Here is a 25,000-nt window from a genome sequence, read left to right as displayed (position 1 = left end):
CTATCGACAGCTGGCAGGGTGCAGGCGAATCGACGCTACACCGCGTGCCCTACCAAGGACCCAAACCCTAACCTGACGGCGCTCTTCGAACTCCGCCTTACCCGCCCTGCCAGCCAGTAGCAACTGACCCTCCCAGGCGGAGACTGAGACCCTTTCTTCGTGACGAACCCCCACAGCCCACACGAGCCTGATCAGGGCACTCCGGATGGCGCGGATCGCGGCGCTGTCGGCCTCGTGCAGGTTGATCTGGTGGTCAGCAACCGTGCTCGTTGGCAGGTCGCCGGGGGGACGGTCGAGTTGAGCGTGTCGAGCGCCCGCTGCGGGTCGCTGTCGTCGTCATCATCGGCGTACTCGGGTACCTCATTCTCCTCCCAGTAGGCGCGGAACGACGGTGTGCGGATCTTGGATTCGTTAAGCGTCAGCCCGTTGTCGGGGGCGGCTGCTGCCGGATAGTCACTGGGTTGCGGACTTCGTAGCCGAGTCGCTTGAGCGTCGCGACCGCAGTTGCCGGGTTGGATCGGACCACTGCGGCGATCTGACGGATGCGGATTTCGCGCCGGCTGGCATCGAGGACGTCCTTCCATCCGGGCTTGGGGTCGGGGATCCGCTCGACAAATATGAGGGGGTGGTCTGATCTGGCTCCAGGGCATCGGCCGTCGTGGCCAGGCTGAGCACCTCCTGCGGAGTGAGGAGGTGTCCAGCCCGTCCGCTTGCGTTCTGAGAGGGTCTTCAGAGCTCGAAGTCGAAGGTGAGCTGTACATCGCCTTCGGGTTCGGGTTGATCATCGATGTTGTCGCCGTCGTCTTCGAGGGTGTCGTCGGCGGGTAGGGCGTATTGGTTGGTGAGTCGTGCGACGTGCATGATCAGGGGCCTGCTGAGGGCTGCCCGGTAGTCGTCAAAGCAGTGGCGTTGCTGATGCAGAAAACCGGCCCAGTTTGCAGGGTCTTCACCCTCGGGGTGAGCGGCGACGACGAACTCAAGTAGTTCCGCGTTCCAGGCGTTTTTAGAAGGATCGAGATAGTTTCTCGCGCCTTCTAGCTTCCCGTCGGGAGAACGACCCTCTGGGGGATCGGTAGCATCGGCCTTTGCCGGGTTCTCCTTGTAATGAGGCGTAAGTTTGGCCAAGTCGATGACGATGGAGCTGTGGGTAGCTGGCTTGTCGACCGTGCTGTAGTAGACGCGCGTCTGCTCGGTGTCTCCGGTTCCGTTGTCGTGTCGCCACAGCCCATCGGAGATGCCGATGCTATCGCCCTCGAAAGCCCATGACTCGGGGGTTTCGAGGCGATCGTTGCCGCAGATCCGCACCAGCCTCATTTTCTTGCCGAAGAGGCTGATTTTCTGAGGACGCAATTCGCCGAGCTGGAGGTGGTCGGGCAGCATGTGAGCGTTCTGTACCGTGGTGAGTCGATACCGGATGTTGTGGGCTTCAGTCACGATGAGGGTCTGCGTGTTTCGGAACCGGGTTAGGGTACTTCGGATAAAGGCAGCGAGCCGCTCCTTCTGTTCGTCTTCCCTGGCAGGGCTAGCGTGGTAGTCGTGCCGGCTAGGGTCTTGAGCAGGGTCGGGTAGGGCACCCAGTCGGCCATACCTTCGGCTTTGCCCATGATGTGCTTTTGGCCGGGCCGGATCAGGACGGCGATCGGAACGAAGATCTGGTGAGTGTTGGTGTCGTCGTTGCGCCTTTTGACGACCCAAAATGCCAGCTGCTCGAGGTCCTCGGGGATGGCGCTCTTGAGTTTGTGCTGCGGGACGAATCGGACGCCGAGCTGCCGTAGGCAGTCGTCCCAGGCGGCTTCGGCCCGGTGCTGGTTGCTGGCCTCTTCCTTGTCGAGATCTTTGCCGGGGAACTCGTCGGGGCGGATGAACTGGCTGACCATGTCGGCGTCGGCGCAGCCCATGCGGATCGCAAATTTCGGGTCGGTGGTGCGTGCCTTGAAAGCCTTCGCACCGTCGAGCTCGATGAGGGCGAGTTGCAGGGTGTCATCGACTTCTTCAGCCAGGTCCTTCATCGCGGATGCGACGAGTTTCCGGTGCGTGTCGACGGCTTCGTCGTGCTTCCGGCCGCGCCTGGGAACGGAGCCCTCGCCGAGCGCTGCGCCGAGCCTGCCGAGGGGACGGGCGTAGATCGTGAGGTTGAGATCTCCGACCTTCCATGTCCAGGTGTCGTTGCTGGCGGGTTGCTGATGAGGCAGGTCGAGTAGTCGTTCGACGGCAGCGAGCAGGCGGTCACGCATTCCCTTGCCGTCGCCCTGGTAGAGCAAGACGACGGAGAGCCGGCCGTCGACCGCGGTGGCAAGTTGCTGGCGCCGGACGAGCGCGTTCGCCTTCGAGATTTGAGCGTTTGCGGCTTGGGCGGCTTCCTGCCTTTCGACGAGCTGGGCGCGCTCGGCGTCGGTCTGGTCCTTCTTCCCCTTGGGGACGCTTTCGAGCTTGCTGAGGCTTCGGCTTGCCTTGCCGCCGATGAGGACGCGGGTCAGGGGCTGGTCGAGGTCGAAGTCGGGCTGCAGGCACTGGCCGATCCAGCGGATGAGACGGCTGCGTTCGGATGGCATGACGCCGGTGCCGACCTGGTGGTCGGGCCCGCGCATGGTGGTGTGGTAGGTGACGGCGGCAGTGACGCCATCTCGGCCGAAGATCCAGGCGTCTGACTTACCGGCGAGCTGCTCGGCAGCCGGGAGATTTTCCACCGCGCCGATCCGGTTGAGGATCTGTTCGGTGCCGCCGTTGCGCCAGCCCATTTCTCGGCTGTCTCGGTCCCAGAGGAGGTGGGCGACCGCGAATTTCTGCGATGCTGGTGCGTCGGCTACGAAGGGGCTAGTCGACTGTAGGAGGGTAGAAGCTCCCCAGCGGCCCTTGGTGTGTAGCTCGCCGCTGGTCCAGCGGCGGATGCCGGTGTCGACGTGTAGTCGCAGGGTGGGGTCGAACGCCTTTGTACGCAGCGCAATCTTGATCGTGGCGCTGTAGTACCAGGTCCGGATGTTGCTGCCTTTGCCGGTGTGGTGTTCCAGCGGCGGCCAGGAGACGAGTTCGGCGTAGCCGTTGGCAGGATTGGCCGCGACCTGCCGGAACCGAATGGATTTGCTGCCGTGCTGGTAGGACTGGCCAACGATTTTAGCTGCGGCGTAGTCAGGCAGTAGGCTGAACAGGTGAGGCTGCGGCACGGCAGTGTTGCCATCGGAGAGCTCGTGGGCGAGCAGGTCGACGATCTTCTGCGTCCATTGCAAGGTGCCCGAGTCGAGTTTCCTGATTGTCGGCATCACGAGCGCTTTGCCGTCGTCGGTGGTAGGCAGGTCATAAAGCCAGGCATTGATGAAGGTCCGCATGATCGCCGGCGGGAACGGCTTTGCTGCGAACAGCCAGGGGTTGCCTTCATCGAGCGTTGCCCAGGTAGCGGTGGAGACCAGATCGGGGGCGACAGTGCGCATCAGTGCGTTGAGGCGCCCGATCGGCACCTGCTGGGCGCGTGCGCGTGACTCCTCACGCCAACCGGCAGTGCGCAGGTCGAGGATGGGGCGGCGCCAAGAGATGGGGAAGGTAAGCGTGTGCAGCGGGATTTTGAGATCGCCTGCTGCCACGAAGGCTGCGGTCTGCGTGCGGTCGTAGCGCATCGAGGGCCTTTCTGAACCGGTCCGAGCGTGGGCGGTCAGTTCATGTCGCGCAGGGCGCGGTAGAGCGGGTCGTAGAGGGCTTGAACCAGCGATCGGTCGATCGCCGTCTGCGCCGACTCGGGGTCGAAATAGGGAGCGAGTTCGTGCAGCATGCTGGCGAGCAGGCTGGTCGCTGGGGTGTCGTCTCCGGTGAAGCCGGCCTCGCGGGGTGAGAAGGCTCCGTCGACGAAGTAGACGCGGGCGGCGACACCTCCGCGCACGAGTCGTCCAATGACCTGCCAGATGACCACGAGCTGATCCCAGGTAAAGGCCGACTTTTCATCGGGAGGCAGGCTGGTCCAGGACAGGCGGCGGGTGAGGAAGCGGTGCCATTTGCGGGCGGCTTCGGCCCGAAAGCGCAGTCCGGCGTCGTCCGGGCTGCCGGCGGCCAGAGCGGTCTGAGTGAAACGACGGCCTGGGCCGCGGACTTGGCGGACCGCCCAGTCGTTGATTGCCTGGGTAGCCAGGGAGATGTCGTCAGGGCGATGATGCGGGCGGGCGAGGAAGTAGACGCTGCCGATGGCGGCTTTACCGCCGGGAACCACGATGTTGTGCCCGCGCTCGACGGCCAGCAGCGGCGCGATCAGCAACTGCCCGCCGATGTCGGGGAACTTGGCCAGCTCGCCGCGGCGAAGGTGCAGCTGGCGGGTGTCGGCGGGCAGGTTGCTCCAGGAGTGGTCGAGGTCGGTGTCGTCGGATACCAGGACCGTGACGTTGCCGGTCCATTCCGGCAGGTTGTTGAGGTAGTGCCCGGCACGGTGTGCCTCGGCGTAGCTGCCGACCAGCAACAGGATCCTGCGGCGTTGTGGGTCGTCGATGTCGTCCAGTTCCTGCTGTAGCAGCGAGGTCGCGCCGGTCAGGCTGCGGTCAGGTACGGCCAGTTGGTGCAGCATCTGCTCGAGCTGAGCGGGACGCTGCCGAGGGTCGGTGCCGGACAGCCGCAGGGCGGTGGTGACGCCGGGTGGGTAGAGGAAGAGCTTGCGGAAGGTGCTCTTCTTGATGGCGGCGACCTCGTGTTCGTGGGGCCGCAGCACGGCGTCAACCTCGGCATGTAGGTGGTAGCGGCTGGAGGTGCCGGCCCAGCTGGTGGCCGACATCAACAGCACATGCGGCCCGGGCCGGTTGTCCACGGCAGGGATGTCGGCCAGCTCCAGCAGCAGCTCGCGGCCGACACCGTTGCAGCGAAAGAACCGCAGCTCACCGCTCTGATCGCCGTCCTCGTTGCGGTCGCCGGCCTGGAACTGAAAGCCCAGCACGTTACCCATGGGGGATTCGGGAACCACCGGCATGTAGTCCTTGGGCGGCCGGCGCGACAACACGTTGGAGGTCGAGTCCAGGTTGAGCGCAGCTTCGACGCGAGGCCACAGAATGGTCATGCGGTCAAGACGATCGTGCAGGACCGCCAGCACGAGGGTGAATTCGAAGCGGTGCAGGTTGGCGTCAAGGTCACCGGCGACGGAGGCGTTGTTCGGGACCAGCTGGCGCAGCAACTTCTTCAGCCGCTCACGGCTGAACTCGCGAACGAATACCCCGCGGGGCGCGTGCAGCAACTCCGTCGCCATTGCCACGAGCGCGTTGACCAGGTCCGTGGTCGTATCCTCGGGACCATGCCCGCGCAACGGGGTCAGCGGCGAGTCGCGGAAACTGCCGAGAACGGTGTCGACACGCTGGAGCTCGGGCCGCTGGGAAGCAAGTTTGTCCTCGTCGGGGGCCACGGCATTCTCGTCATCGTTGCGGTTGCGCCTGCGTAGCTCGGGAAACCACTCATTGATCAGCCACTGGTGCAAGGTCATCGCGCTGAAGTAGTCCTGCGTGATCCATCGCCGCAGCGGCTCGTCGTTGATCAGCATCGAGTAGATCCGGTCGGTGGCCGTGATGACCGTGTTGAGCGCGTTGTTCCAATCGTCGATCTCGTCACTCGACAACTGCAGCCGGCCCTGTGCGGCCAGCTCGGTGAGCTTGTGCTTGCCGACCTCGTCGAGCCACGACTCCGCACCACGGGCCACCAGCGTCGCCGCCGGCGCGAACGCGGTGTCGAGCTGCATCTGTACCCGGTCGGCCTCGTCGACGATGATCAGGTCGCTGCGGCGGCAGGTCAGCTCCAGGTAGCGCATATTCTCGTCGTTGAGATGGTCGGGCACACGGCTGTGCACCAGCGATGCCGGCGTGGCGACCCAGATCTGCGCGTCGACCAGGTCGCGGGCCGCACTATGCCGCGGGCATGCAGTCCACAATGGGCATCCGTGACGTTTCGGCCTGGCTGGCTTACGGCGACGCCGGAACCCCGTGCTGGCGGAGTTGAGATCGTCGTGCTCGATCTCGGCCTTCTCGACATCGTCAGCGTTGTACAAAGCGGTGCATGGCGCAGCGGTGATCGCCAGCGCCCGGCGTGCCTCGAACCCCCGTAGGGCGTCGAGCGGGCAGGCGCTCGACAGGTGCGCGAAACCCGGGTTGTCATGATTCAGCATGCTTTGTGTGGCAGACTCGCTGCGCCGGTGCAACCGCTGAATGTTGCGTTCGAGGGTGGACTTTCCCAGGACCGGCGCGGCGTGCACACCGAGGCGGCGAAACTGCTCAGTGATGGTCAGCACTTCGGCGACGTCACCCACGACGATCGTTGTCCGGCGTCGGTCGGCCGGGCGCTCGCGGGTGGCAAGCTGGAAGGCCAGAATGTCGCGAATCGTGGACTTGCCGGCGCCGACCATGCCGACCAGGTTCATCAGCCTGTCGATGCGCAGCCGGGGATGGGTCTGGAACGCCCCGGCGGCTTCGTCGCGCAGCAGCAACTCGACCCGCCGTAGGCGCTTCTTCCAATCGTTGGGCTTGCGCGGCGCGCGGTTCTCTGCCAGATCTGCGGCGTTGGCGGCGACCTCCAGGGCATCCATAGCATTAGCTGCGGCTTCCAGTTCGGTCATGGTGACGGTGATCGGCTCGCCTTTGCCTGCCGGCGCCGCCCCGATGTCATGCCCGATCCAGCGCTTGAGGCCGATCAGCTCGACGGGGATGTTCACGGAGTGGCGCTGGTCGCGGACGTAGAACAGCTGGTCTCCGGCGCCGGCGATGGGCAGCTCGCGACGCTCCAGAGGAGGCGGCTGGGTCAGCAAACTTTCATAGACGTCCCTGCGGTCGTGCGCGCGCGTGGGCTCGAGCGCCTTGGGCAGATCGTCGATGGTCGCGAACGTGTAGCCGCGCAGCGTGATGTCGACGTCGAGATACATGTGCAGCGAGTTGTGCCAGGTGTAGCGGCGGCTGCGGTCCCACAGGAAATGCCGGGCCCGCCGGATCATCAGCCGCGCTTCGCTGGTGCGTACGTCGCCGAACACTTCCTCATAGGGGTAGCCGCTGAGCAGCGTCCAAATGTCGCGCACCGGCCGGGTCGGCATGACCCGCGTGCCGAGGTAGATTGCCAGCTCGACGTCGAGCAGGTCACCGATGCCGAACCCGGCAGGTGCCTTCCACCCACCACGGAATTCGGCGGCAAGGTCGCCGTGCCAGCTACTGCGATCACGCATCGTCGCCTCCCGCAGAGCCGTTTTTGCGCAGCCGGGTCAAGGTGGTTGTCAACATGCGGAGAAACGCCTGGTCGCTGAGCAGGGTCACCTGCTCCTTGACCTCCGGCGGGCAGAAATGCTCGAAAACGATCTTGTAGTCCTCGCGGTCGTCGAACCGGTACTGCGGCACCACCAGGAAGGCCCGGTTGTACGGCGGCTCCGGCCGGAACCGGGTGGCGCTGTGCCCGAGCAGGGCCGGGTTGGCGCGGTCTTTCACGTCGATGGCCCAAACCTGCCGGTTCGGTAGCGTGATCCTCAGGTCATAGACGTCGCAGCCCGGCCACATCTCCGGGACGAGGCCCTTGCCGATGAGCTTCTGTTCCAGCTCGACCTCGGCCAGCCCCGGGCCGGTGATGAACATGCGCAGCGGCGCTCGCAGTAAATACAGCCCGCCGGCCGAGCGATCGTCGATGAACTCTTTCGGGATGGCGTGGGCTTCGCGGCGGCATCGGTCCAGCTCGCACCGCCAGGACCGCCCATCGGGTTTGAGCAGGCAGTGGCAGCGTGCGCACGTAGCGAAGCGTCCGTCGGTGCCTCGGTAGGCGGCCGGGGCCGGCTCGTAGCACCGATTCACCGTCTCCAAAACGGTGCCCAGCTCGGGATGCTCACCGATCAGCGTCGCCTTGTCGATACCGGTTAGGACCGGCTTGTCGATCAAAAGACGCCGAAACGCGGTGTAGGACTGTGGCGATCGTGCCGTCTCGCACTGTGCGAAGACAGTACGGATGATCTCGTTTTCGAAGAGTTCGGCTGCGGCATCGGGACCCGAGACCTCCCACTCGTAACATCGCTGGGTGGGGACCCCGGTCTGCGCGTCGACTAGGAACTCGTCCAGGTTCTCGGCTTCCGCCGGCAGGTCAAACGGCCATTGTCCGATCGGCCTGGTCGCCGCCCAGCGCGCCATGCCTGCGACGCTGGCCGGCGGCTCCATCTCGCGCAGCAGGCATTGCAGGACCAGATGGTTGTAGGCCTTCTGCACCTTGTCGGAGTAGATCGGATCCGGGGACCTGTCGTGACGCGACAGGTCGACCAGAGCGGTCGCGACCATGCGCAGCAGCGTCACCCCGGTGAAGGTAGACAGATCAGGCGGGCTGTTCTGGATCAGCACCACGAGCGGCCTCCTGAGAGGACGGCGGCGGGTCCGTCTCCGCCGCGCTGGGACACCACCTACTTACCGGACAGGTACGACAGTTATCTCCTGGCACCGCGGCGAAGGTGTTGTCCTCGCGCCATGGCTGCGCCAACTTCCGCAGGGCTGCGTACGCCTTATCAAGCTCCTGCGGATCTGACGGGTCGACCATGATGAGATCCGCCCCGGCCGGCCGGAGAATCTCCAGCTCCACTCGGGAACCGTCAACGGGTCCGCCAAGCAGGCCTCGCCCGAGGATGGCCGTCGCGAGTGCGACCTGCGGGAACTCTGTGACGACATCCTCGCCACCACGCTGGCGGCGCCGGGTGGTCTTGGTCTCGCGCCACACCCAGGCGCCATCGTCGCGGTAGACGAGGTCGGGCTTGGCGATCACCAGCGACTGGGCAGCTGTGTCATGAAAGACGAAAGTCTCTTCGATCCTGAGGTCTCCGGTGCTCTCTTCAAGAGGGCACACGGACGGGTGATGCGCGAGCATCCGCATGCCGGCCTCGGCTGCATCAGCGTCGAGCTCCCAGCGCGGGTCGGGCCAGCTGATGTCACCTGGCATGTCCGCGTGCTGGCACGGTCCGCTTGCTTTCGCGTGCAGCGTCTCCAAATAGCGATGAACTGCCTGGCCGAGCCGGGCCGGAGTGGCGTACTCGTTGACCTTCGGCAGACGCAACGTCTGCAGGTAATGCTGGGCCGGGCAATTGTCGTAATAGCGCAAGTCGGTGATCGACACTTGGCGCAGCATCGCTCGCCGGTCCGACCGCAGTCCCAGCAGTCCCGGAGCTCGCATCACCTCGTCACAGGCCAGCAAGAGACGGCATTTGAGACAATCGCCGCCTGGGCGGCGCGTCTGGCCATGAAGGACCTGAACCGCAGCCCGGCGTCCATGCTTCTCGTAAAGAGTGGCGGCATCCTCGATGGTTCCGTCAAAAAGGACTCTTCTCAAGCCTTCGGTGAGGTCGATGTCGGCGACCACTACGCGAGAAACCTCTTCGCGTGCCCGGACAAAGAACTTCTTCTCCCACTCATCAGGCCACGGCGCGGGACGGCCGTATGCGGCCGTGTAGGCCGCGACCGCCACCTCGGCCTCGCTGCGCTGTCGCTCTAGCATGTTCGCGAGGCGAATTAGCCGTAGTTCACGCACCGCACCGTCAGCCGAGCGGTAGCGCCGGCCCCAAGCCCATAGCTCGCGTACACCTTGATCGACATGCTGGACCACCCACCAGCGGGCGACCGGCAACATCGATGGTTCCGCCTCACACATCGACAGGTAGCTGCCTGCAGCATGCTGGATGTAGGCTGCGAGGCCTTCGTGAAGCGGCCGCTTCGCCAGCACCGAGTTCAGCGCCTCGTCAAGCGGTCGGCGGTCGAACTCCACAGCGTCCAATACGTCCATGACCAGCCGCACTGGGACCGGCGACTTGTCTCGACGCGGCCAGGCGGCAGGCTTAAGCCCTGGCCTCGACTTAACCGCAAGGTGCATCGCGCATCTATGTTCTCCCCCAGTCAAGACGCTCAAGGCCACCCGCATGGGCGAGGTGCTGCCGACGAGTTCAGGCGGCGCGGTCCAAGACCTTGTAGGCGGTGTGTCCTCGCGGCTTCTCTGATTGGGAACGAGGGGCAGGGTGCCGCGTTGTTCCAGGGGTGACGGCTTCCTGTCTGACATCGCGCTCCCATGACGGTGGTGTACGCGCGGCGGGGCACTGAGGCGTGATCGCAAAGTGTGAGCTATTGATGACGGGGCGTAGTTACGCTAGCAGACCCCGTTATGCGAGTAGCCGCCGACGTGTCGCGTCCGTGATGTCGTGATCAGGTGCACCCCAACTCGGCGCGGGCTGGCACAGAGCGGTGCGTCCATCATCGATGGCTCTCGTCTTACGTTCTCCCTGATCGCCCACCGCCTTACAGCAATACGCATCACCCTGTCTATCTCGTGAGCCCGATGCCAGCCAGACGGTTGTCAAGAATTTGACCTGCTGGCTTTTTCCGACGCCTGACTACCCCGGACCGGCACGCAGGATGGCGCTGACGGCGGTGAGAGGAAGCGAGACCCGGGCAACGTCCGCTGTGACAGCCGCGCTGCAAGCGGTGGTGGCGCGGACACGCGCCCGCCTTGGACGCGAAGACGACTGCCTGACCCACCTCAAGATCGCGGAGAGGCAACTGGCCCGTAGCAAGCGCGACGACGAGCCGGCGTGGATTCGATATTTCGACGCGGCTTACCCCGCCGACGAGATCGCCCACTGCTTTCACGACCTGGGCCGACCGCAGCACACCCAACGGCACCACCTGGGTGACGCCCTCACCGCGCTCAGCCCCACTCATGTCCGGAGACTCGCAATCGACACCGCGCTCCTGGCCTCATCGCTTGCCGCCGCCGGCCGCATCGACGAAGCCTGCGTCACCGCACGCGAGACAGTCGATCACGCCGCACGAACCACCTCACACCGCTGCCTGCAGCGCATGGTCGAGGTGCAGGCCTACCTCGAGCCCTACCGGTGCGAGCCGGAGGTCCGCGAGTTCGATGGGTATTTGCGTCACCGACTACCGCTGGCCTCTGTGTAACCTTGTTGATCGTTGGCGGCATCCGCCGTCACCGAGCCGTAGTGAGCCAGCTCCGCCTCCAGCGCCACGCCCGCTCGGTCGGACGACGCCACGTAGTGGCCGACATCAGCAAGAAGCAATACCTCGGGCGCCATACCGAGAGACCTCAACTCCTCGGCGAGGCCGAGAACATTCTCGACCACGGCCACTTCGTCGGCAGTGCCATGAATGAGCAGCACCGGTCCTTGGACGGCGGCACTGACCCGGCCGGCACCACCTCGCAACCGCATCGCGTGCGGCCGCTGGAAACGGGGCACCGTCTCCGCCCATCGGCCAGGATCCACGTTCGCCGATACGGCCATGGCAGCAGCGAACGGGCCTCTTGGGCCACCGCGTGCAACGCGGTGTAGCCGCCGGCACTGGCACCACGGATGAACACCTGCCCCGGCACCGCTCGTCCCGTCGACAACAGGTGACCCGCCACCGCAGCGCAGTCGCCTACATCGTCCACACCCCACCGGCCGCCGGACCGCCACTGTGTCACCGTCATACCCCCGCCAGCGTCGGGAGTCTCTAGCCAAAACAGGCCGTCATCACCGGTACGCAGTTGGTGGTAGCTCACCGAGGCGCGGACAGCGTCATCCACCGACACTTCAGCGACCCTGTCGCCTAGCCTCACGAATCCTCCTCGAACAACTTCCGGCGGGCCGGACGACGGCGGGCTCGTCAACCGTCGCCGGGAACCGCGCGGCCACCTGCAGGGCTAAGCCTTGGATCGGTGTGAGTGTCTAGACGTGGCCGACGCTACGTCTGAGCGCCTTGTACCTGCCCCCCGATCACCCCACAAATTGCCTCCGCCCGATCGCTCTCCCGAGGCAGCGGCCGACGACCATGCGGAGCGGTTCGAGATCCTCGACGGGCTGCTCAGCGCGCGCCGGTCCACCGAACCGCACTACCACCTGGCGTTCCTCGCCGTCGCGCCCGCCGCGCAGCGGCAAGGTACCGGCGCGCCGATGCTCGCCCACCACCGCGACAGACTCGACCGCGTCGACCTGCCCTCGTGGACCGAAGCCACCGGCGACCCCCAGGGCATCTACACCCGCTACGGCTACACCCCGCAGCAAGCCATCCGGCTGCCCGACGGCCCGGCCGTCACCCCGATGCGCCGCACCCCTACGGCGGGATCCCATCCCCTGGACACCATCAGCGCGGCCGGTAGCTCGCAGGCAAGAGGTCTGGGCGTCTGATCCGCGCGATGGTCTCGCGAACCGAACGTGGCCGATCCTGCGCCATGTAACCCGTGGTCTCGGACGGGACTGTCCCGGTGCCGGGCGCGACGAGCGTCGCCCGCCCGCCGCGATGCCCCCGCGCCCCGCTGATCCCAGAGATCAGGTCCAGGACCTACAGCGCCCCGCGTGTTCGCTCGCCTGACCGGGAGTCCGGCCGCTACCGCTTCGGTGACGGTGGGTTCACCCCGCCTTGCGGGGACCGCCGCGCCTCTCGTTGATCTTCTCCGCGACGGCGTCGGCGGCGTCCTGGTGCAGCTGCTTGGTGACGCTCTGGTAGGTGTCGCGGGTCAGGGTCGTGGTGGAGTGGCCGAGTTGGTCGGAAAGGACCTTGATGTCGACGCCGGCGTCGAGGGCGATGGTGGCGGCGCTGTGGCGCAGGTCGTGCAGCCGGATCGGCGGTAGGCCGGCCTTGCGGATGAGCCGGCGGAAGCGTTGGGTGACGGCGTTGGGGTGCCAGGGCTGCCCGTCGGGGCGGACGAAGAACAGGCCGGTGTCGGGCCACGCCGGGCCGGCGGCGAGTTGCCATTGGGCGCGGCGGGCCTTGTAGGCGGTGAGGACTTTCGCGGTGTCGGTGTCGAGGGCGACGTCACGGTTTCCGGCCCTGCTCTTGGGGGGTTTCTGCACGGGGGTGTAGCCGTGGGTGGCGATCTGGTTGTTGATGGTGGTTTCCCGGCGGTGCAGGCGGACCTCGCTGTCGCGCAGTCCGCAGGCCTCGCCGCGGCGGGGTCCGCGGTAGGCCATGTAATGCCACATGGGATGCAGGTCCGGGGCGTGCCGGGCGGCGTGGTCGAGGAAGTCCACGACCTGTACGTCGGTCCATACCATCACCGGTCCGGGCACCTGGCCGGTGTCCTTCCAACGCTGCACGCGTTCGTCCTCCCACACGATCGGCAGCGGTCGGTCACCCGGGGTCTTGACCAGCGCGGCCGGGTTGGAGCCGACGATCAGTTCGTCGGCGAGGGCGTCGTTGATGGCCTTGCGCAGGCAGGCGCGGATGCGCTGGCGGGTCGTGGGGCCGGTGGGCCGTACCCCGGCGACGGACCTGCGCACCGCCGGGTCGGGGCTGGTTTTTGCGGCGCGGATGTCGTCGCTGCGGCGTTCAATAGCGGCGAACATGGCACGGACGTGGCTGGTGCGCAGTTTGTCCAGCGGAATCTCGCCGAGGTGCGGGATCAAATGCACCCGCACGATGGACTCGTAGCCGCCCAGGGTGTTGTCGTCCACGCTGAGGTGAGTCAGCCAGCCGGTGAGGTAGTCCGCGATGGTGGGCGCGTCAGCGAGGGGGCCGTCGCCGCGCAGCCGCTGGCGGATCCGGTCGACCTCGGGCAGGGGCCGTTTGGTGCGTGCGGCGTTCTGGAGCAGGTCGCCGATCTCGGTCCGGCGGCGCCGGTCGCCCTTGGCGAGGGCGAGCAGTTCGCGGGCGTGGTCGAGTTCGTCGGCGGCGGCCCGGCGGGTGGGTAGGCCGGAGCGGCGTAGTTGCCGGCGCCCGCCGTCGGCGGTGGGTGGAAGTTCGAGTTGGTAGGTCCAGTGGCCGTGCTCGAAACTCCAGGAGCGGTTCGGGCGGCGCAGTTTCGGGCAGTCGTTGCCGAGTGGCTTGCCGGTGTCAGGGTGGCGGCAGCCGCAGCGCTTGAAAATGCTTCCGTCAGGCATGGCAGGTGGTGCTCCTCGATCAGGTTGGGGTGCATCGGTTTCCGCTGATCGACATCCACGCGTCATCCGCGGGCACGATCAAGTCGCCACATCCCGTCACGACAGGGTCCGGCTGAAGAGTGGGAGGGCTGGAGCAGAGGGGCCCGTGTGGCTGCGGCCCGAAGGCTGCACGGGTGGTGTCCGTCGGCACGGGAGGGCGCCTATGGCGGTGAGTCCAGGGCGTCGGGGTTTCGCTGAGGCGCGGACGTGTCGCGGTCGTTCAGGTGCAGGGTGGCCAGCAGCGGGGCCGTGGGTATCCGGTAGTGGGCGCCGACGCGGAAGTGCGGCACGGGGAACGCGTCGCGGCGGATCAGCTTGTATGCGGCGGAGCGGGACATGCCGAGCACCGCCGCGGCGGTGGCCAGGTCGGTGCTGGCGCCCAGGGCGCGGACCCGTTCGGCCGTCCACGTCGGCTCCCGCTCACCGCCGGCCGGCCCTTCAACGGGCTGAGGTGACAGGGTTCGAGTGCGTCTGGACGATCTCATCGTCATCTCCTCGGCGGTGAGTAAGGGCGTACAGGCTCAGGCGCGGGGCGCACCGCGGTGAGGCCGGATGCGCTTCACGTCGCGCCGGTGAGGCGCTGACATCTGTAAACCCGCGCTTGTGTGCTCTGGCGAACGCCTATGTGACTCACCACCCACTCACAGAGGCTCACAGGGCTGCCCGTCCGGCCATGCGTCCCGGGCCGGCGCCGATCCGACGCGGATGGGCCACCGCCTCGGCACCCACCACCCGAACAGTGACAGGTGTTGATGACACGGTGGGTGGTGCGACGGTTCGCGAATGCTGCGACACCGTGTCCACCGACGGCTCGGCCAGGGTGCCTACGTGTCACACGCCCAGCGGCGGCGACCGGTCGGACACTCATGTAGGTCGATGGACAAGATGTCCGCGGACATGTCCTTACCCGGTAGGCGCGGACACGGCCTGCGGACGGTTGACACGCTCGTCCATGCGGCGCAGGTATGTCATGCCGGTTTGGCCACCGCCACCACGGGACGGACTGCTGCGGTCGGCGCCAGCGTCACTCCGGGCCAGGGACACGCGCGTGGCCAAACTGTCCCCGCCCTGCTCAGCAAACACGCCGGACACGTTGTCAACGACGAACATCGATGACATGCGCGACGCCGCGGACACTCCGGCCGGACGTTGAGGACACCTTCCTCCCGCCTTGCGGCCATGGCCGCGCGCACGGAAACGGTCAACAGATCTCGACGTCATGTGACCGCCCGCCGATCGCGTGGCCCGACAAGGTGGCGCAGCGCCACTGCCGACGTTCTTGTCCTTTCGGACACGGTCACCGCCGGATGCAGGGACAAGATGTCCATCGATCACCATCGATGACACCGGGTCGCCCGTTCCCGGACAAGGCAGCCGGCGCCGGTGGAGTCCTCATCACTGGTGCCTGCACCGGCGACCGACACGGCACGATGGCCCCGCCCCGGGGACGCAGGAGGTGGTCGGGGCTCGCGCCACCACCGGCGTCGCCGTCGGCGTTCGCGCGCCGGCAGCGGGTGCAACGCCGCCGTGAGCCGCTGTGAGCCTTTTGTGAGCGGCTGTGAGTTGCTGTGAGTCTTTGTGAGCGGCTGTGAGTCGCTGTGAGTGGTGGGGCGGCCCGACGATCGCGGCTTCGTCGCTGAGCCGTCTGAGTGCCGCGCTTGGCGTGCCTCAGCGGCTCACAGCCCTGCTCAGGCGTACCGCGACCCGTCCCGCATCGCCTGTCTAGTGCCGCCTCGCGTCCGGAGTTCGCTCGAGACACCGCAGCGGCCGGCTGGGCGCGAAAGCCGGCTTGACCTGCGCTGTGAGTGCCTGTGAGTCAGTCCTGGCGTAATCGGCATTCCAGCGTCGCCAGAACACGGCGGCGACGCCCGATGGCCTCACTGGCCTAGGAGTACTGATCATGAGTGTGTCCGACACGATCTTCCCTGCCGCACCCCTGGACGCCGTCGATGTCGCGTTCGCCGCGCTGACCAGCGACCCGGCGCCCCTGTCCCTCGACCTCGACGGGTTCAGTCCGGATGACGGCTTGCCAAGAGGCGTCGTGGCGCTGCCGACGCTGCGGGACTGGCTACTGGCCAACCCGCGCGCCTACACCGCTCGCGACGCGGTGTGGCGGGAGCTGATCCGTCGAGCCCGCCTGGCCGGGCCGCAGTGGGTCATCGCCGCGGTCGGCATGGCGATGCCGGCGCTACGCCGCTACGCGCGGCGGTTGTCCGACGGATACCGCGGTGACCCCGACGACATCAGCGCGGAGATCCTCGCGGGATTCCTGGCGGCACTGCGGGACCACGTGGACGTGGCCCGCCGGGCACCGTACGCGTCGTTGTGCCGGGCTGGGTGGCGCGCCGGGCACGCGCTACGCCAGCAGGCCAATGAGTTCGTTCCGGTCGAGGACGTAGAGCGCGTAACGGGACCGCGGACCCCGCAGGTGCCCTACGGGCATCCGGACGTGCTGGTACGCCGCGCGGCACGCCTGGGGATCCTCGACGCCGACGACGAGCAGCCCTACATCGACGTACGGCTGGGACGGCGAGCCATGGAACCCATCGCGGCCCGGATGGGCATCAGCACCGACGCCCTGCGCATGCGGCTGGGTCGCATCGACATCCGCCTCGCCGAAGCCCTCGCCAACGGCATGCTGACCGGCGTGGCGTCGCCGCAGGCCGCCGAGGCGTTGGCGGCGCGAGCCGAACGCCGGGCCAGTCTGCGCGCCGCCAGCCGTCGCCGCCTCGCCACCACTGCCGCCACGTCAACGGCAGTCGCCTAGGCCGGCTCCCTTTTCTCGCGGCGCCGTCACTTCCCCCGGTGAGGGCTCCTGGGACGGATCACCTCAACTGAGAAAACCCCTCGTTGTGAGTGGCTGTGAGTGGCTGTGAGTGGGGCAGGCGTTCGCCAGAGCACACAAACGGCGGTTCCTTAATGACGGCGCCACAAGCCGCGCTCGGATTCTCGCCGTACCGCACGACCGGCCGGTGATCCGGCTGCGCGGACCAGCCAGCTCCGTGCCCGGGCTGCCGTCCGGGTACGGAACCGGCGAGCCGTTGCCCTGTCACCCACCGCGACGCACGACCGCGGTGGCGTGATCCGCCCGTAGTGCGCCGCACCGATGCGGTCGCCCGGGCATTCATCCACCCCTGCCACCCCCGCCGGGGTGGCGCCATCTTGGAGGTACCGGTCATGGCGACCACCTACCATCCCCAGTTCACTGTCCCGTCCACCCGACCGATGCCGGCGGAGCTGCTCCTGGCCGAGAGCGGCCGCATGCGCCTGCCCGACTGGTGGGCCGTCGAGATGCTCGCCGAGCACCGCGTCCTGACCACCGCGCAGCTCACCGCACTCGGCTTCGCCACCACCACGGCGTCGGCCACCCGACGTCTGACGATCCTCGCCCGCCGCGGCTGGATCGACCGCCTCTGGAACACCGGCATCGCGGCCACCGCCGACACCTGGTGGTGCCTCGGCCCGATCGGCGCCCAACTCACCCCGATCGGCGAAGACCGCGACGTCACACCGGCGCAGGTGTACCGGGCCCGCGACCGGCTCCGCGAACATCCGAACCTGCCCGGCCTGCTGCAGGCCAACGACTTCTTCGTCAACCTCGCGACCCGCGCGCTCACCGAACCCGGGAGTGACCTCCGCACCTGGTGGTCACCGCGCACCTGCCGATACGTCACCGCGGCCCGGCATACCGCCTGGCACGGCGAGTACATCCACCACCGCGACCGCCACGCGTTCTGGTACCAGCCCGACCCTGGGGAGATCCGTCCCGCCGACCTCGCCGACCGCGTCCACGGCTACCGACACCTGGCCGGACAAACCGGCCTGGCGACCCTGATGTTCCACGCCGCCGACCCGCAGCGTGAGCAGGAACTGCGCCGCTACCTCGAGCGCCGCAACACGCGGCAGCTCACCGTCGTCACCAGCAACCCCGAGCGCGGCCATCCGGCCGACCCGGTCTGGCAGCCGATCGGCGAGACACACCGCCTCACTCTGACCGACCTTCCCCGCACCCCCGAGCAGTGGCCGCCCGACACCTTGACGTTCAAGGAGGTACGGCCCCGAGTTCCACACCCCATCTACGACCCGGAACGCCCCTCCGAGGAATCCGTCGCCAACGGCGAGTACCACTACCCGCCGCGCCCCTGACCAACCGAGCGCTGCTCCTCGACCGGCCCACCCGGGCCGGTCGAGGAGCAGACCGGGGCGACCCAACGAAGCGCTTACCCGGTCACTGTCAGAGGGCCAATCGGAGGTTGCCGTTCGCTTCGAACCCGAACGGCAACCACTACGGCTCTCACACCGCAGGTCGCAGCCGCTGTAACCAACTTCGATCGCGGCGACTGGCACCGCCCGTGTCACCGGACGTTCGCCACACGCGCGAGACCAGGCAGGTTGGCATGTCCAACCCGGCCTCCGCACAGCGACCGCGGACCTCCGGTCCTCACACCCAGTCGCACCTCTGACCCTGGAGCAACAACAATGATCACCCCGCATCGCGAACCTCACCAGCCCGACTCACACCCAGCCTCGCCGCAGCGTCACGCCGAACCCGTTGTGCCCGGCGCTTCAGCGGTCAGTGCCGATCTCCGTTCTACCGTCCGTCTTGATCCTGACCCCCAACCTGACCCCCCACAGCCGCTCACAGTCCAGGTCAACCCCGCTGTCAGCAATCCGGGAACGCTCCAGACAGACCCTCCAGTCTGGGGTCTCTCCCCCAGGGCTGGTGCCCATGGGTAAACACCTACCCGCCGCGGACCCGCTGCTGCGCCTGCAGGCCAGCATCACCGCCCGCGACGACCGGCTCCTGGGCTGGCTCTACGACCACGGCGTGCTCACCACCGACCAGATCGCCGCCGCCCTGTTCCCATCCCTGGACTTCACCCAACGCCGCCTACGCCGCCTCACCGCCCTGCGAGCGGTCGACCGGTTCCGACCCAACAAAGCCGACGGAGGCTCCCACCCCTACCACTACGTCCTGGACCAACTCGGCTACGACCACGTCCACGCCCAACGCGGACTCCCACGAGGCCGCCGCGACCAAGCCCGCCGACGCAAACACTCCCTCACCCGCCGACCGGACCTGCCACACCTGCTCGGCGGCAACCAGGTCTTCATCGACCTCGCCGCCCACGCCCGCACCCACCCCGACACCGACCTCGTCCGCTGGCAGCCCGCGTCCGCCTACCACGAACCCGGCACCCTCTACCGCGAAGGCGGCGACCCGAACATCATCATCGCCGGAGCGCCCGGCCTCCCCCGCCCCGACGGCGCCGGAATATGGACCGAGGGCGGGCGGTCCGTGCCGTTCTTCCTCGAGTACGACACCAGCGGTGAAAACCTGCAGGTCCTCATCGACAAAATCATCAAATACGAGCGGCTGTACACGATGAGCACCTGGGCGTGGCCGGTGCTGTTGCACCTACCCTCCGCACGACGCGAGGCGAACCTGCACCACCGCCTCGCCGGCACCAGCCTGGAGGCGGCCATCGCCACCACCACCGCCGAACTACGCACTGCCCTCGCTGCCGGCCCCGCCCACCAGATCTGGCAACTACTCGGCCGTCCCGGCCGTCACCGCCTCATCGACCTGCCCTACACCGACACCCACCACGACGACCACCCCACCGACCAGCCCACCCCGGGCGAGCCGGCCGCCTAATGACGAGCAGCGGACACTGGCGCGTGTGGCGGCCTCCAGGCCGCACACGCCGCCGAACCCAACCCCGGCAGGGCTTCGCGATCTCGCAACCCGCGTTGGCGCCACCACCTGACTGTCAGAACCTGCCTTAGCTCTTGAGCGCCACTGACAGGCCGAATCGACGGCAAGCCTTGCTGCTATCCCTCCCGACCGTCGGGAAGCAACTCGGCCGCCCGATGAGCCATGGTGGCAAAGATCCCGTCGACATCGGTCTCGCCTGGCGTCAGAAGGGGTAGCTCGACCGGCTCCGGCCCGCAACGAAATAACACCATCTCATGGAGGTTGCGGATACAAACCCACGAAAGGCGCATGGGTAGAATCCAGTCGAACAGTCCCCCGAAGTCGCCGCACAATTTCTTATCACCTAGGTTACGTCTGTAGGTCTCAGTCGCCTCCATAGTCCCGTGAACTGGCTGCGAGAGTTTGCGATAGTACTGGTAGTAGGAGCCGATGCCTATTTCGACCATCATGTCCCGCATGCTTGGAAGCCGACGCAGGGACGAATAACCAACTGGCAGGCGCGCCTCAACCCCTGTCCTAAAATCCATAATAGCGCGGGCCCTTTGCAGGTGCTTACCGCGAATCGCGGTATCGCCGATCTCCTTAGTGGCCGACTCCTCAAACCGCTCCCATTCGTGCAAAAGTGCTAGCCAGCGCACCTCGCCCATGAAGCGATCTGCTGGATGGAGCAGCCAGATCGCGCGCACGGTGTGCTCCAGCGCCGCGCGGGCGCATTGCGTTGCCGCAGTAGCCAAACCCATATCGGTTCGCGCCATGAGGCACACGCCTTCAACTGATCGAACCGCAAGGCTTGCCAGATTCCACGCCTCTATCGGAGCCTCCCACTCCCCTGATGGGGTAGCGGAGACTCGCTTGCCAACGAAGGACGAAGTACCCGCTTGGACAACTTCTGCGACGTCTAGCAGGGTGGGGTCGGGCATCTGAATCGGGGTCACGGCATTACTTTCAATGGTTGGGAACCCCGTGCGCAACCGAGAAATGCGGGCGTGAGAACGCGCCAGACGTCGGCGTGAGAGGCTGGCCCGCCGGCTGACGGACGATCATGGGCGCTGATGTCACCGACAAAGACCAAGTGAACGTCAGGGTTGTGGTGCGACCTGGCTCACTGCGCCACTGTACTGAGCCGTCCTACGGTCCGGCGGCCGTCAGCTGGTCAACGCGTGGTAGTTCGAAGGACAGGTACCACCGGTGATGCCTGCTACTGGCGTCGGGGCACTGGGGTCGACGCTCCGCCTAAGCGCAGTGATCGGTGGGCACCGTCGAGGAGTTCGGGGTAAGTGACCACCTTAATCCGGCTCAGGTGCGAATTGTAGGTGCGGATGGCCTCAGCAATCTCCTCGGCCATGAGCTGCTCTCGGACAAACGCTGGGTCGCCGATGACCACGGTCATCGAGGCGCGGCGGCAGTCCACGCCGTACTCGGCGAGCAGCGCATGGCGTTGCTCATCCAAGCCGCGCAGGTAGTTCATTGCCTGAACGACAGCCACATGTACCGGTGCTCCGACAACGGGCCGGCCGCGGTGGACGACCACGAGTTTCGGGATATTCGCCTGTTTGATCTCGACGCCGTGCAGGGTTCCGTCCCCGCGGATGAGCGGGATGTCCAGCTGGTCACTAAGCGACAACGCTCGCCGGGCCGCGGCACCCATGTACTCGCCGCCGAACACCCAGGTGTGTTGCTCGAGCAGTCGCTGGATGGCCGGTTCTCGGGTGTCCGGGTCGCGGATGAGACGGCGCAGGTCGCCTAGCGCAGCGGTCCGATGTCGGCGGATCACCAGATCGGCGAGTTCTGCGGCTTCGGCCAGCTCCGGCATCGCGCCGTCGGGCACCGCGCGCAGCCGGTCGGTGGCATGCTGGATCGCCTCGGCGTCTGACAGTTGAGCCGCCGGCGGCTGGGTGGACGGCCCGGCGTCGTTGACGGAGCGGGTTACAGCGAGCCGTAACGTCTGGCGCCGGCGCCGGGGTTGCTCTTCCGGCGACAAGAATGGAGCGAGCTCGGTAACTGGATGCACACGCAACAGCGGTGCCCGGAAACGCCGCTGCTCCTGGGCGGGTTGCCAGGTGCGGAGGCGTGGAGCCATTATCGGCGGAGGCGTCGCGACGTCGATCCAGCCTTCGACCGGGCGCTCCTGGTCAACAACCACCTCGCCGAGATAGATGACCGGCTTCCTGCCGCTGCTGTGAAAGATCCGCAATGGAATTCCGGAGCGCAGGTGTCCCAGAACGAGCCGGTTCTCAGAGCTAACCGGGTCCGCGGTGGGGGCGGTGTTAGTAATCTCCTCCGGCTTTCCGACGAAGGTCAGCGCACCGTCATCGGCCCACCGAAAGGTGAACGGTGCACCATTGGAGCCTGCCCCGAGGAATACGAAGGTATTGGGTGTCGTGCCGCAGCGCACGATAGGGCCCTGACGCTGGCCGCCGTAGGTGTCGTGCACGTCCCTGCGGCTGACCACTGCGCCGGGCTCGAGATTCCAGGCGACCGGCCATTCGAGGCGACCAGGCGTTTCAACCGCTCGCATCAGCGTCTGCCATGCCTCGTCAGAGATCTCGAGTAGCGGCACCGGCCGGGATTGAGCCCTGCGGGCGTACCGCGCCTTCGTGCTGGCGGCGATGCCCGATAGCAACCGCAGCGGGGCGGGTGCGCTCAGGTAGGTCTCGTCGAACCGGACGGCGATTCTTCGCGGGTCGCACCGCAGATAGAAGCGCCCCTCATCGAAGGTGTGGTCGGCGACTACAGCCGTGGTGTGACCGTGCGCGACGACGCCGCCATGGCGGCCCACGCGGATCAGGGCGACGGCGTCGCCCTCGGCCACCTCGGCCACATGGTGGTCATCTCGGCTGTTGCAGTGCGATGTCTCCCAATCGGCCGGGATCGGCCGTGGCGGTGCCTCGTAGGGTCTCGACCCGTGGTCCGCCGCCATCAACCAGTACGCCAACGATCCTCCTCGCCGTGTCGGCGCCAGAAGCCATCATCATTACCGCCGCGGTTGAAGCCGGCTGACGACAAGGCGTCACGATATCGGCAGGCTCTGACACTCTCGAGGGGCGGATGTAGCCAGCGTCGGTGAGCACTACCGTCGCGGCGACCTCTTCGCCAACCTGTACCCAATCTGCTCTCAGTTGCAAGGTCAGGCCAACCACGGCTCTTTACCGCCTTGACCTGCGCACTTCGCTGCAAGACAACATGGGCTTGTCGACTGCTCCGCAGAACCGCGGAGCATTCCGCGGGAAACAGGACGCCGAGCTGACTCTGACCTGCGAAAACGTGGAGCCGCAGGTAGGAGTGGGTGCAGTTGAGGTTTGGTGCCGTTGGACGAGGTCAAGGCCGTTCAGGGCAACTCGCTGCTCCGGAACCGCTCCCCCTCCCAGGGTTCCGAACCGATCCGCTCGGCCGCCGCCAGACAGTCGGCACGGCGGAGCCACGCCGCGTATCGCTACAGCGCGAACCAATCTCCCGCGCAAGCAGGATCACCGGTGCGAACAGACTCCTCGACCACCTGCCAGGCGCGATCGATATCAAGCACGAAGTCGGTGGTTCCGTCCGCGGTCCGCCACCGCACGCCGACCCGCCGCCGACTCCGGCGGGTGGAAGCCGGCAATCAATCTTCAGCGAGTTCCTACCACCGACGACGAGCAGCACCATCAGGTCGCCACGCTCGACAGGCGGCTGGCCGCCATCCGCGCTCACACGTACGCCGCAGGCGAGGCCCCACCGTCTGGGCCACGCCCTGCCGCCGAATAGGCCATACCGCTACGAACGCGTCGCCGGCAGCCTGAGCGCCATCACACTGCGCCGCATCCCCACACCTCACGGCCACGAGCGGACGGAGGACTTGACCTTCAGGCAAAGGTGAGCGTCGATCAGGTCCGCCGCCCGCCACTCGTTCCGGCGGACAGCGAACACGACCGACCGAAGGAGTCCCGCTTGTCCCGTGAACGCCTCAGCCTGACCGCCGCGATACCCGACGAAGTGATCAACCCACTCTTGTGGCGGCTCGCCCTCGACGTCACCGCCGCCCACCAACACGATCGCGACGGCAACTGCCGCAACCTACAGTGCGTCAACTACCGCGGCATGTGTCCCGCCGCGCGCACCGCCCGCCACGCCATGAACCTCGCCCAACAGGCACGCCCGACCGCCACCCCACCCGCGCCGCAAGGCACGCGGGGACGTGCCGCCGTGACTACCCACCGACCGGCAAGATTTCGCGGTGGTTCGCGACCACTGCACCCACAGCCGGTAGCAGATCTCCCGCCACGGCAGGTGCCCCGACGACCCGGCCCGGCTGCCTACGCTGCGTAGAACGACGACTGCCTCCGAACGGAGCGCCGCAGTGGCGCGCTGCACCAGCGACATGGATACGGGCTTGGACCATTCGCCATGGATGGCGGCCTCTCAAGGCTTGGCTTCAGGTCGCCGCCACGCACACCCCTTCGTCCCGCTTCGGACTCGATGGCCATCGACTCGGCCCTGCCGCTGCCTACGCCGCACAGCTAGCAGCAGCCAGTCGTGATCAGGTCGGGTGGGCCATCACAGGCTGATTCTCGCCTAGCAGGTGGTAGCGCCAGCGTCGCGGCGGATTACACCGCCGCCGTCTCGACGTCGCCAGCCCGCCACAAGCCCGAGCTGGTACCTCGAGTGGTGCGGTACGGAGGGCGTGTTCGACAATCTCGGGTGGCGGAGGGCCCGCGACACAACGTTGGGAGGCGTGGAGATCCAGAGTTTAGGTTCGATACCTGCCAGAGGTACATCGGTCGGCGTTGAGGACCGCGGCGCCCGACCCGGAGTAGGCCCCGGGTCAATCGACTGCTTTCAGTACTCAGAACACGAGGGCTGCCTGGCAGAAAAAGCGAACGGTGGCCGCCGGTGAGTGCCCCCCGTCGAGGTGTGCGATGACGAATTCCAGCGGTGGCAGCTCCCCGCCGAACGACGGCTCCCCTACATGGGTGGCCACAGCCCAGGGATCTCACCTGCGAGGACGGCGCACACGCAACACAGTGCCCGAGATGGCGCTGCGCCGTGCCGTGCACGCCCTCGGTCTCCGATTCCGCCTCGGACGAACCCTGTTCAACCGAAGCCGGCCGGACCTGGTGTTTCCCGGTCCACGCGTCGCGGTATTCGTCAACGGATGCTTCTGGCACGGGTGCCCGCAGCACGGACCGTCGCGATTCCGTGGCCCCAACGCGGACAGATGGGCAACGAAGATCGCGACTAACCAGGCTCGTGATCAGCGGATTGACAACGAGCTGAGCGAGGCCGGTTGGCGCGTTGTCAGAGTGTGGGAATGTGAGGTGCGTCGAGAGGTCGGGGAGGCGGCAAGCCGGGTTGCCGTCGAGGTACGCGGCCTGTTGACCGCGGACATCATCCCCGCGCCCGGTTCGCCGGGCAGCCGCCGACGAGATCCCTGACTTCCGGGTGGTCTT

The 25,000-nt window shown here is 66.9% G+C and carries 12 protein-coding genes and 3 pseudogenes; 6 read left to right on the top strand and 9 right to left on the bottom strand.

The features are described 5' to 3' along the window. Positions 1-729 precede the first annotated feature (729 nt). The 4 genes and pseudogenes from ACN263_RS01945 to ACN263_RS01930 form a co-directional block, all read right to left on the bottom strand. Positions 730-3,608 (bottom strand): annotated as a pseudogene (locus ACN263_RS01945) (pPIWI_RE module domain-containing protein). 35 nt (positions 3,609-3,643) lie between these two features. Further along, positions 3,644-7,159 carry a signal recognition particle gene (locus ACN263_RS01940; protein WP_422738115.1) on the bottom strand — a complete coding sequence of 1,172 codons (3,516 nt, stop codon included), beginning with the start codon at positions 7,157-7,159 and terminating at the stop codon, positions 3,644-3,646. Beyond that, entirely contained in the window at positions 7,152-8,309 is a 1,158-nt protein-coding gene (locus ACN263_RS01935) for a hypothetical protein (RefSeq protein WP_422738114.1), read from the bottom strand. Before ACN263_RS01935 ends, ACN263_RS01940 begins: the two co-directional genes overlap by 8 nt. Next, a complete protein-coding gene (locus ACN263_RS01930) occupies positions 8,281-9,732 on the bottom strand; it encodes a PD-(D/E)XK nuclease family protein (protein WP_422738113.1) in 1,452 nt (483 codons plus the stop codon). Before ACN263_RS01930 ends, ACN263_RS01935 begins: the two co-directional genes overlap by 29 nt. 602 nt (positions 9,733-10,334) lie before the next feature. Here ACN263_RS01930 and ACN263_RS01925 point away from each other — a divergent pair. Then, positions 10,335-10,901 (top strand): annotated as a pseudogene (locus ACN263_RS01925) (XRE family transcriptional regulator); the annotation flags it as partial. Here ACN263_RS01925 and ACN263_RS01920 read toward each other — a convergent pair. Continuing rightward, positions 10,874-11,403, bottom strand: a pseudogene (locus tag ACN263_RS01920) (alpha/beta hydrolase family protein); the annotation flags it as partial. The pseudogenes ACN263_RS01925 and ACN263_RS01920 overlap by 28 nt on opposite strands. Positions 11,404-11,728: 325 nt before the next feature. Between ACN263_RS01920 and ACN263_RS01915 the strand changes: the two are divergent. Continuing rightward, positions 11,729-12,127 carry a GNAT family N-acetyltransferase gene (locus ACN263_RS01915; protein WP_422738112.1) on the top strand — a complete coding sequence of 133 codons (399 nt, stop codon included), beginning with the start codon at positions 11,729-11,731 and terminating at the stop codon, positions 12,125-12,127. A 222-nt stretch (positions 12,128-12,349) separates the two neighbouring features. On the opposite strand, the gene ACN263_RS01910 is transcribed toward ACN263_RS01915, so the two are convergent. Then, entirely contained in the window at positions 12,350-13,819 is a 1,470-nt protein-coding gene (locus ACN263_RS01910; RefSeq protein WP_422738111.1) for a tyrosine-type recombinase/integrase, read from the bottom strand. Between the two features lie 200 nt (positions 13,820-14,019). After that, a complete protein-coding gene (locus ACN263_RS01905) occupies positions 14,020-14,343 on the bottom strand; it encodes a helix-turn-helix domain-containing protein (RefSeq protein WP_422738110.1) in 324 nt (107 codons plus the stop codon). A gap of 1,415 nt (positions 14,344-15,758) precedes the next feature. Between ACN263_RS01905 and ACN263_RS01900 the strand changes: the two genes are divergently transcribed. The 3 genes from ACN263_RS01900 to ACN263_RS01890 all read left to right on the top strand — a co-directional run bounded on the left by ACN263_RS01900 (position 15,759) and on the right by ACN263_RS01890 (position 19,517). Beyond that, positions 15,759-16,625, top strand: coding sequence for a hypothetical protein (locus ACN263_RS01900; RefSeq protein WP_422738109.1), 867 nt, complete (start codon positions 15,759-15,761; stop codon positions 16,623-16,625). A gap of 410 nt (positions 16,626-17,035) precedes the next feature. Continuing rightward, positions 17,036-18,004: a replication-relaxation family protein gene (locus ACN263_RS01895; protein WP_422738108.1), complete on the top strand. Its 969-nt coding sequence runs from the start codon at positions 17,036-17,038 to the stop codon at positions 18,002-18,004. A 583-nt stretch (positions 18,005-18,587) separates the two neighbouring features. Continuing rightward, entirely contained in the window at positions 18,588-19,517 is a 930-nt protein-coding gene (locus tag ACN263_RS01890) for a replication-relaxation family protein (protein ID WP_422738107.1), read from the top strand. Between the two features lie 176 nt (positions 19,518-19,693). On the opposite strand, the gene ACN263_RS01885 is transcribed toward ACN263_RS01890, so the two are convergent. Both ACN263_RS01885 and ACN263_RS01880 read right to left on the bottom strand, forming a co-directional pair. Then, positions 19,694-20,497, bottom strand: a complete 804-nt coding sequence (locus ACN263_RS01885; protein WP_422740566.1) for a DUF5677 domain-containing protein — start codon at positions 20,495-20,497, stop codon at positions 19,694-19,696. 278 nt (positions 20,498-20,775) lie between these two features. Then, positions 20,776-22,512, bottom strand: coding sequence for a Shedu anti-phage system protein SduA domain-containing protein (locus tag ACN263_RS01880; protein WP_422738106.1), 1,737 nt, complete (start codon positions 22,510-22,512; stop codon positions 20,776-20,778). 1,957 nt (positions 22,513-24,469) lie between these two features. On the opposite strand from ACN263_RS01880, the gene ACN263_RS01875 reads away from it, so the two are divergent. Further along, positions 24,470-24,985, top strand: a complete 516-nt coding sequence (locus ACN263_RS01875; RefSeq protein WP_422738105.1) for a very short patch repair endonuclease — start codon at positions 24,470-24,472, stop codon at positions 24,983-24,985. Positions 24,986-25,000 lie beyond the last annotated feature (15 nt).

It is taken from the genome of Micromonospora sp. WMMD729, assembly GCF_049315225.1.
In the GTDB taxonomy this organism is placed as follows: Bacteria; Actinomycetota; Actinomycetes; order Mycobacteriales; family Micromonosporaceae; genus Micromonospora.
The sequence above is the reverse complement of the archived record's forward strand: the minus strand, read 5'-3'. Positions and strand labels throughout refer to the sequence as shown.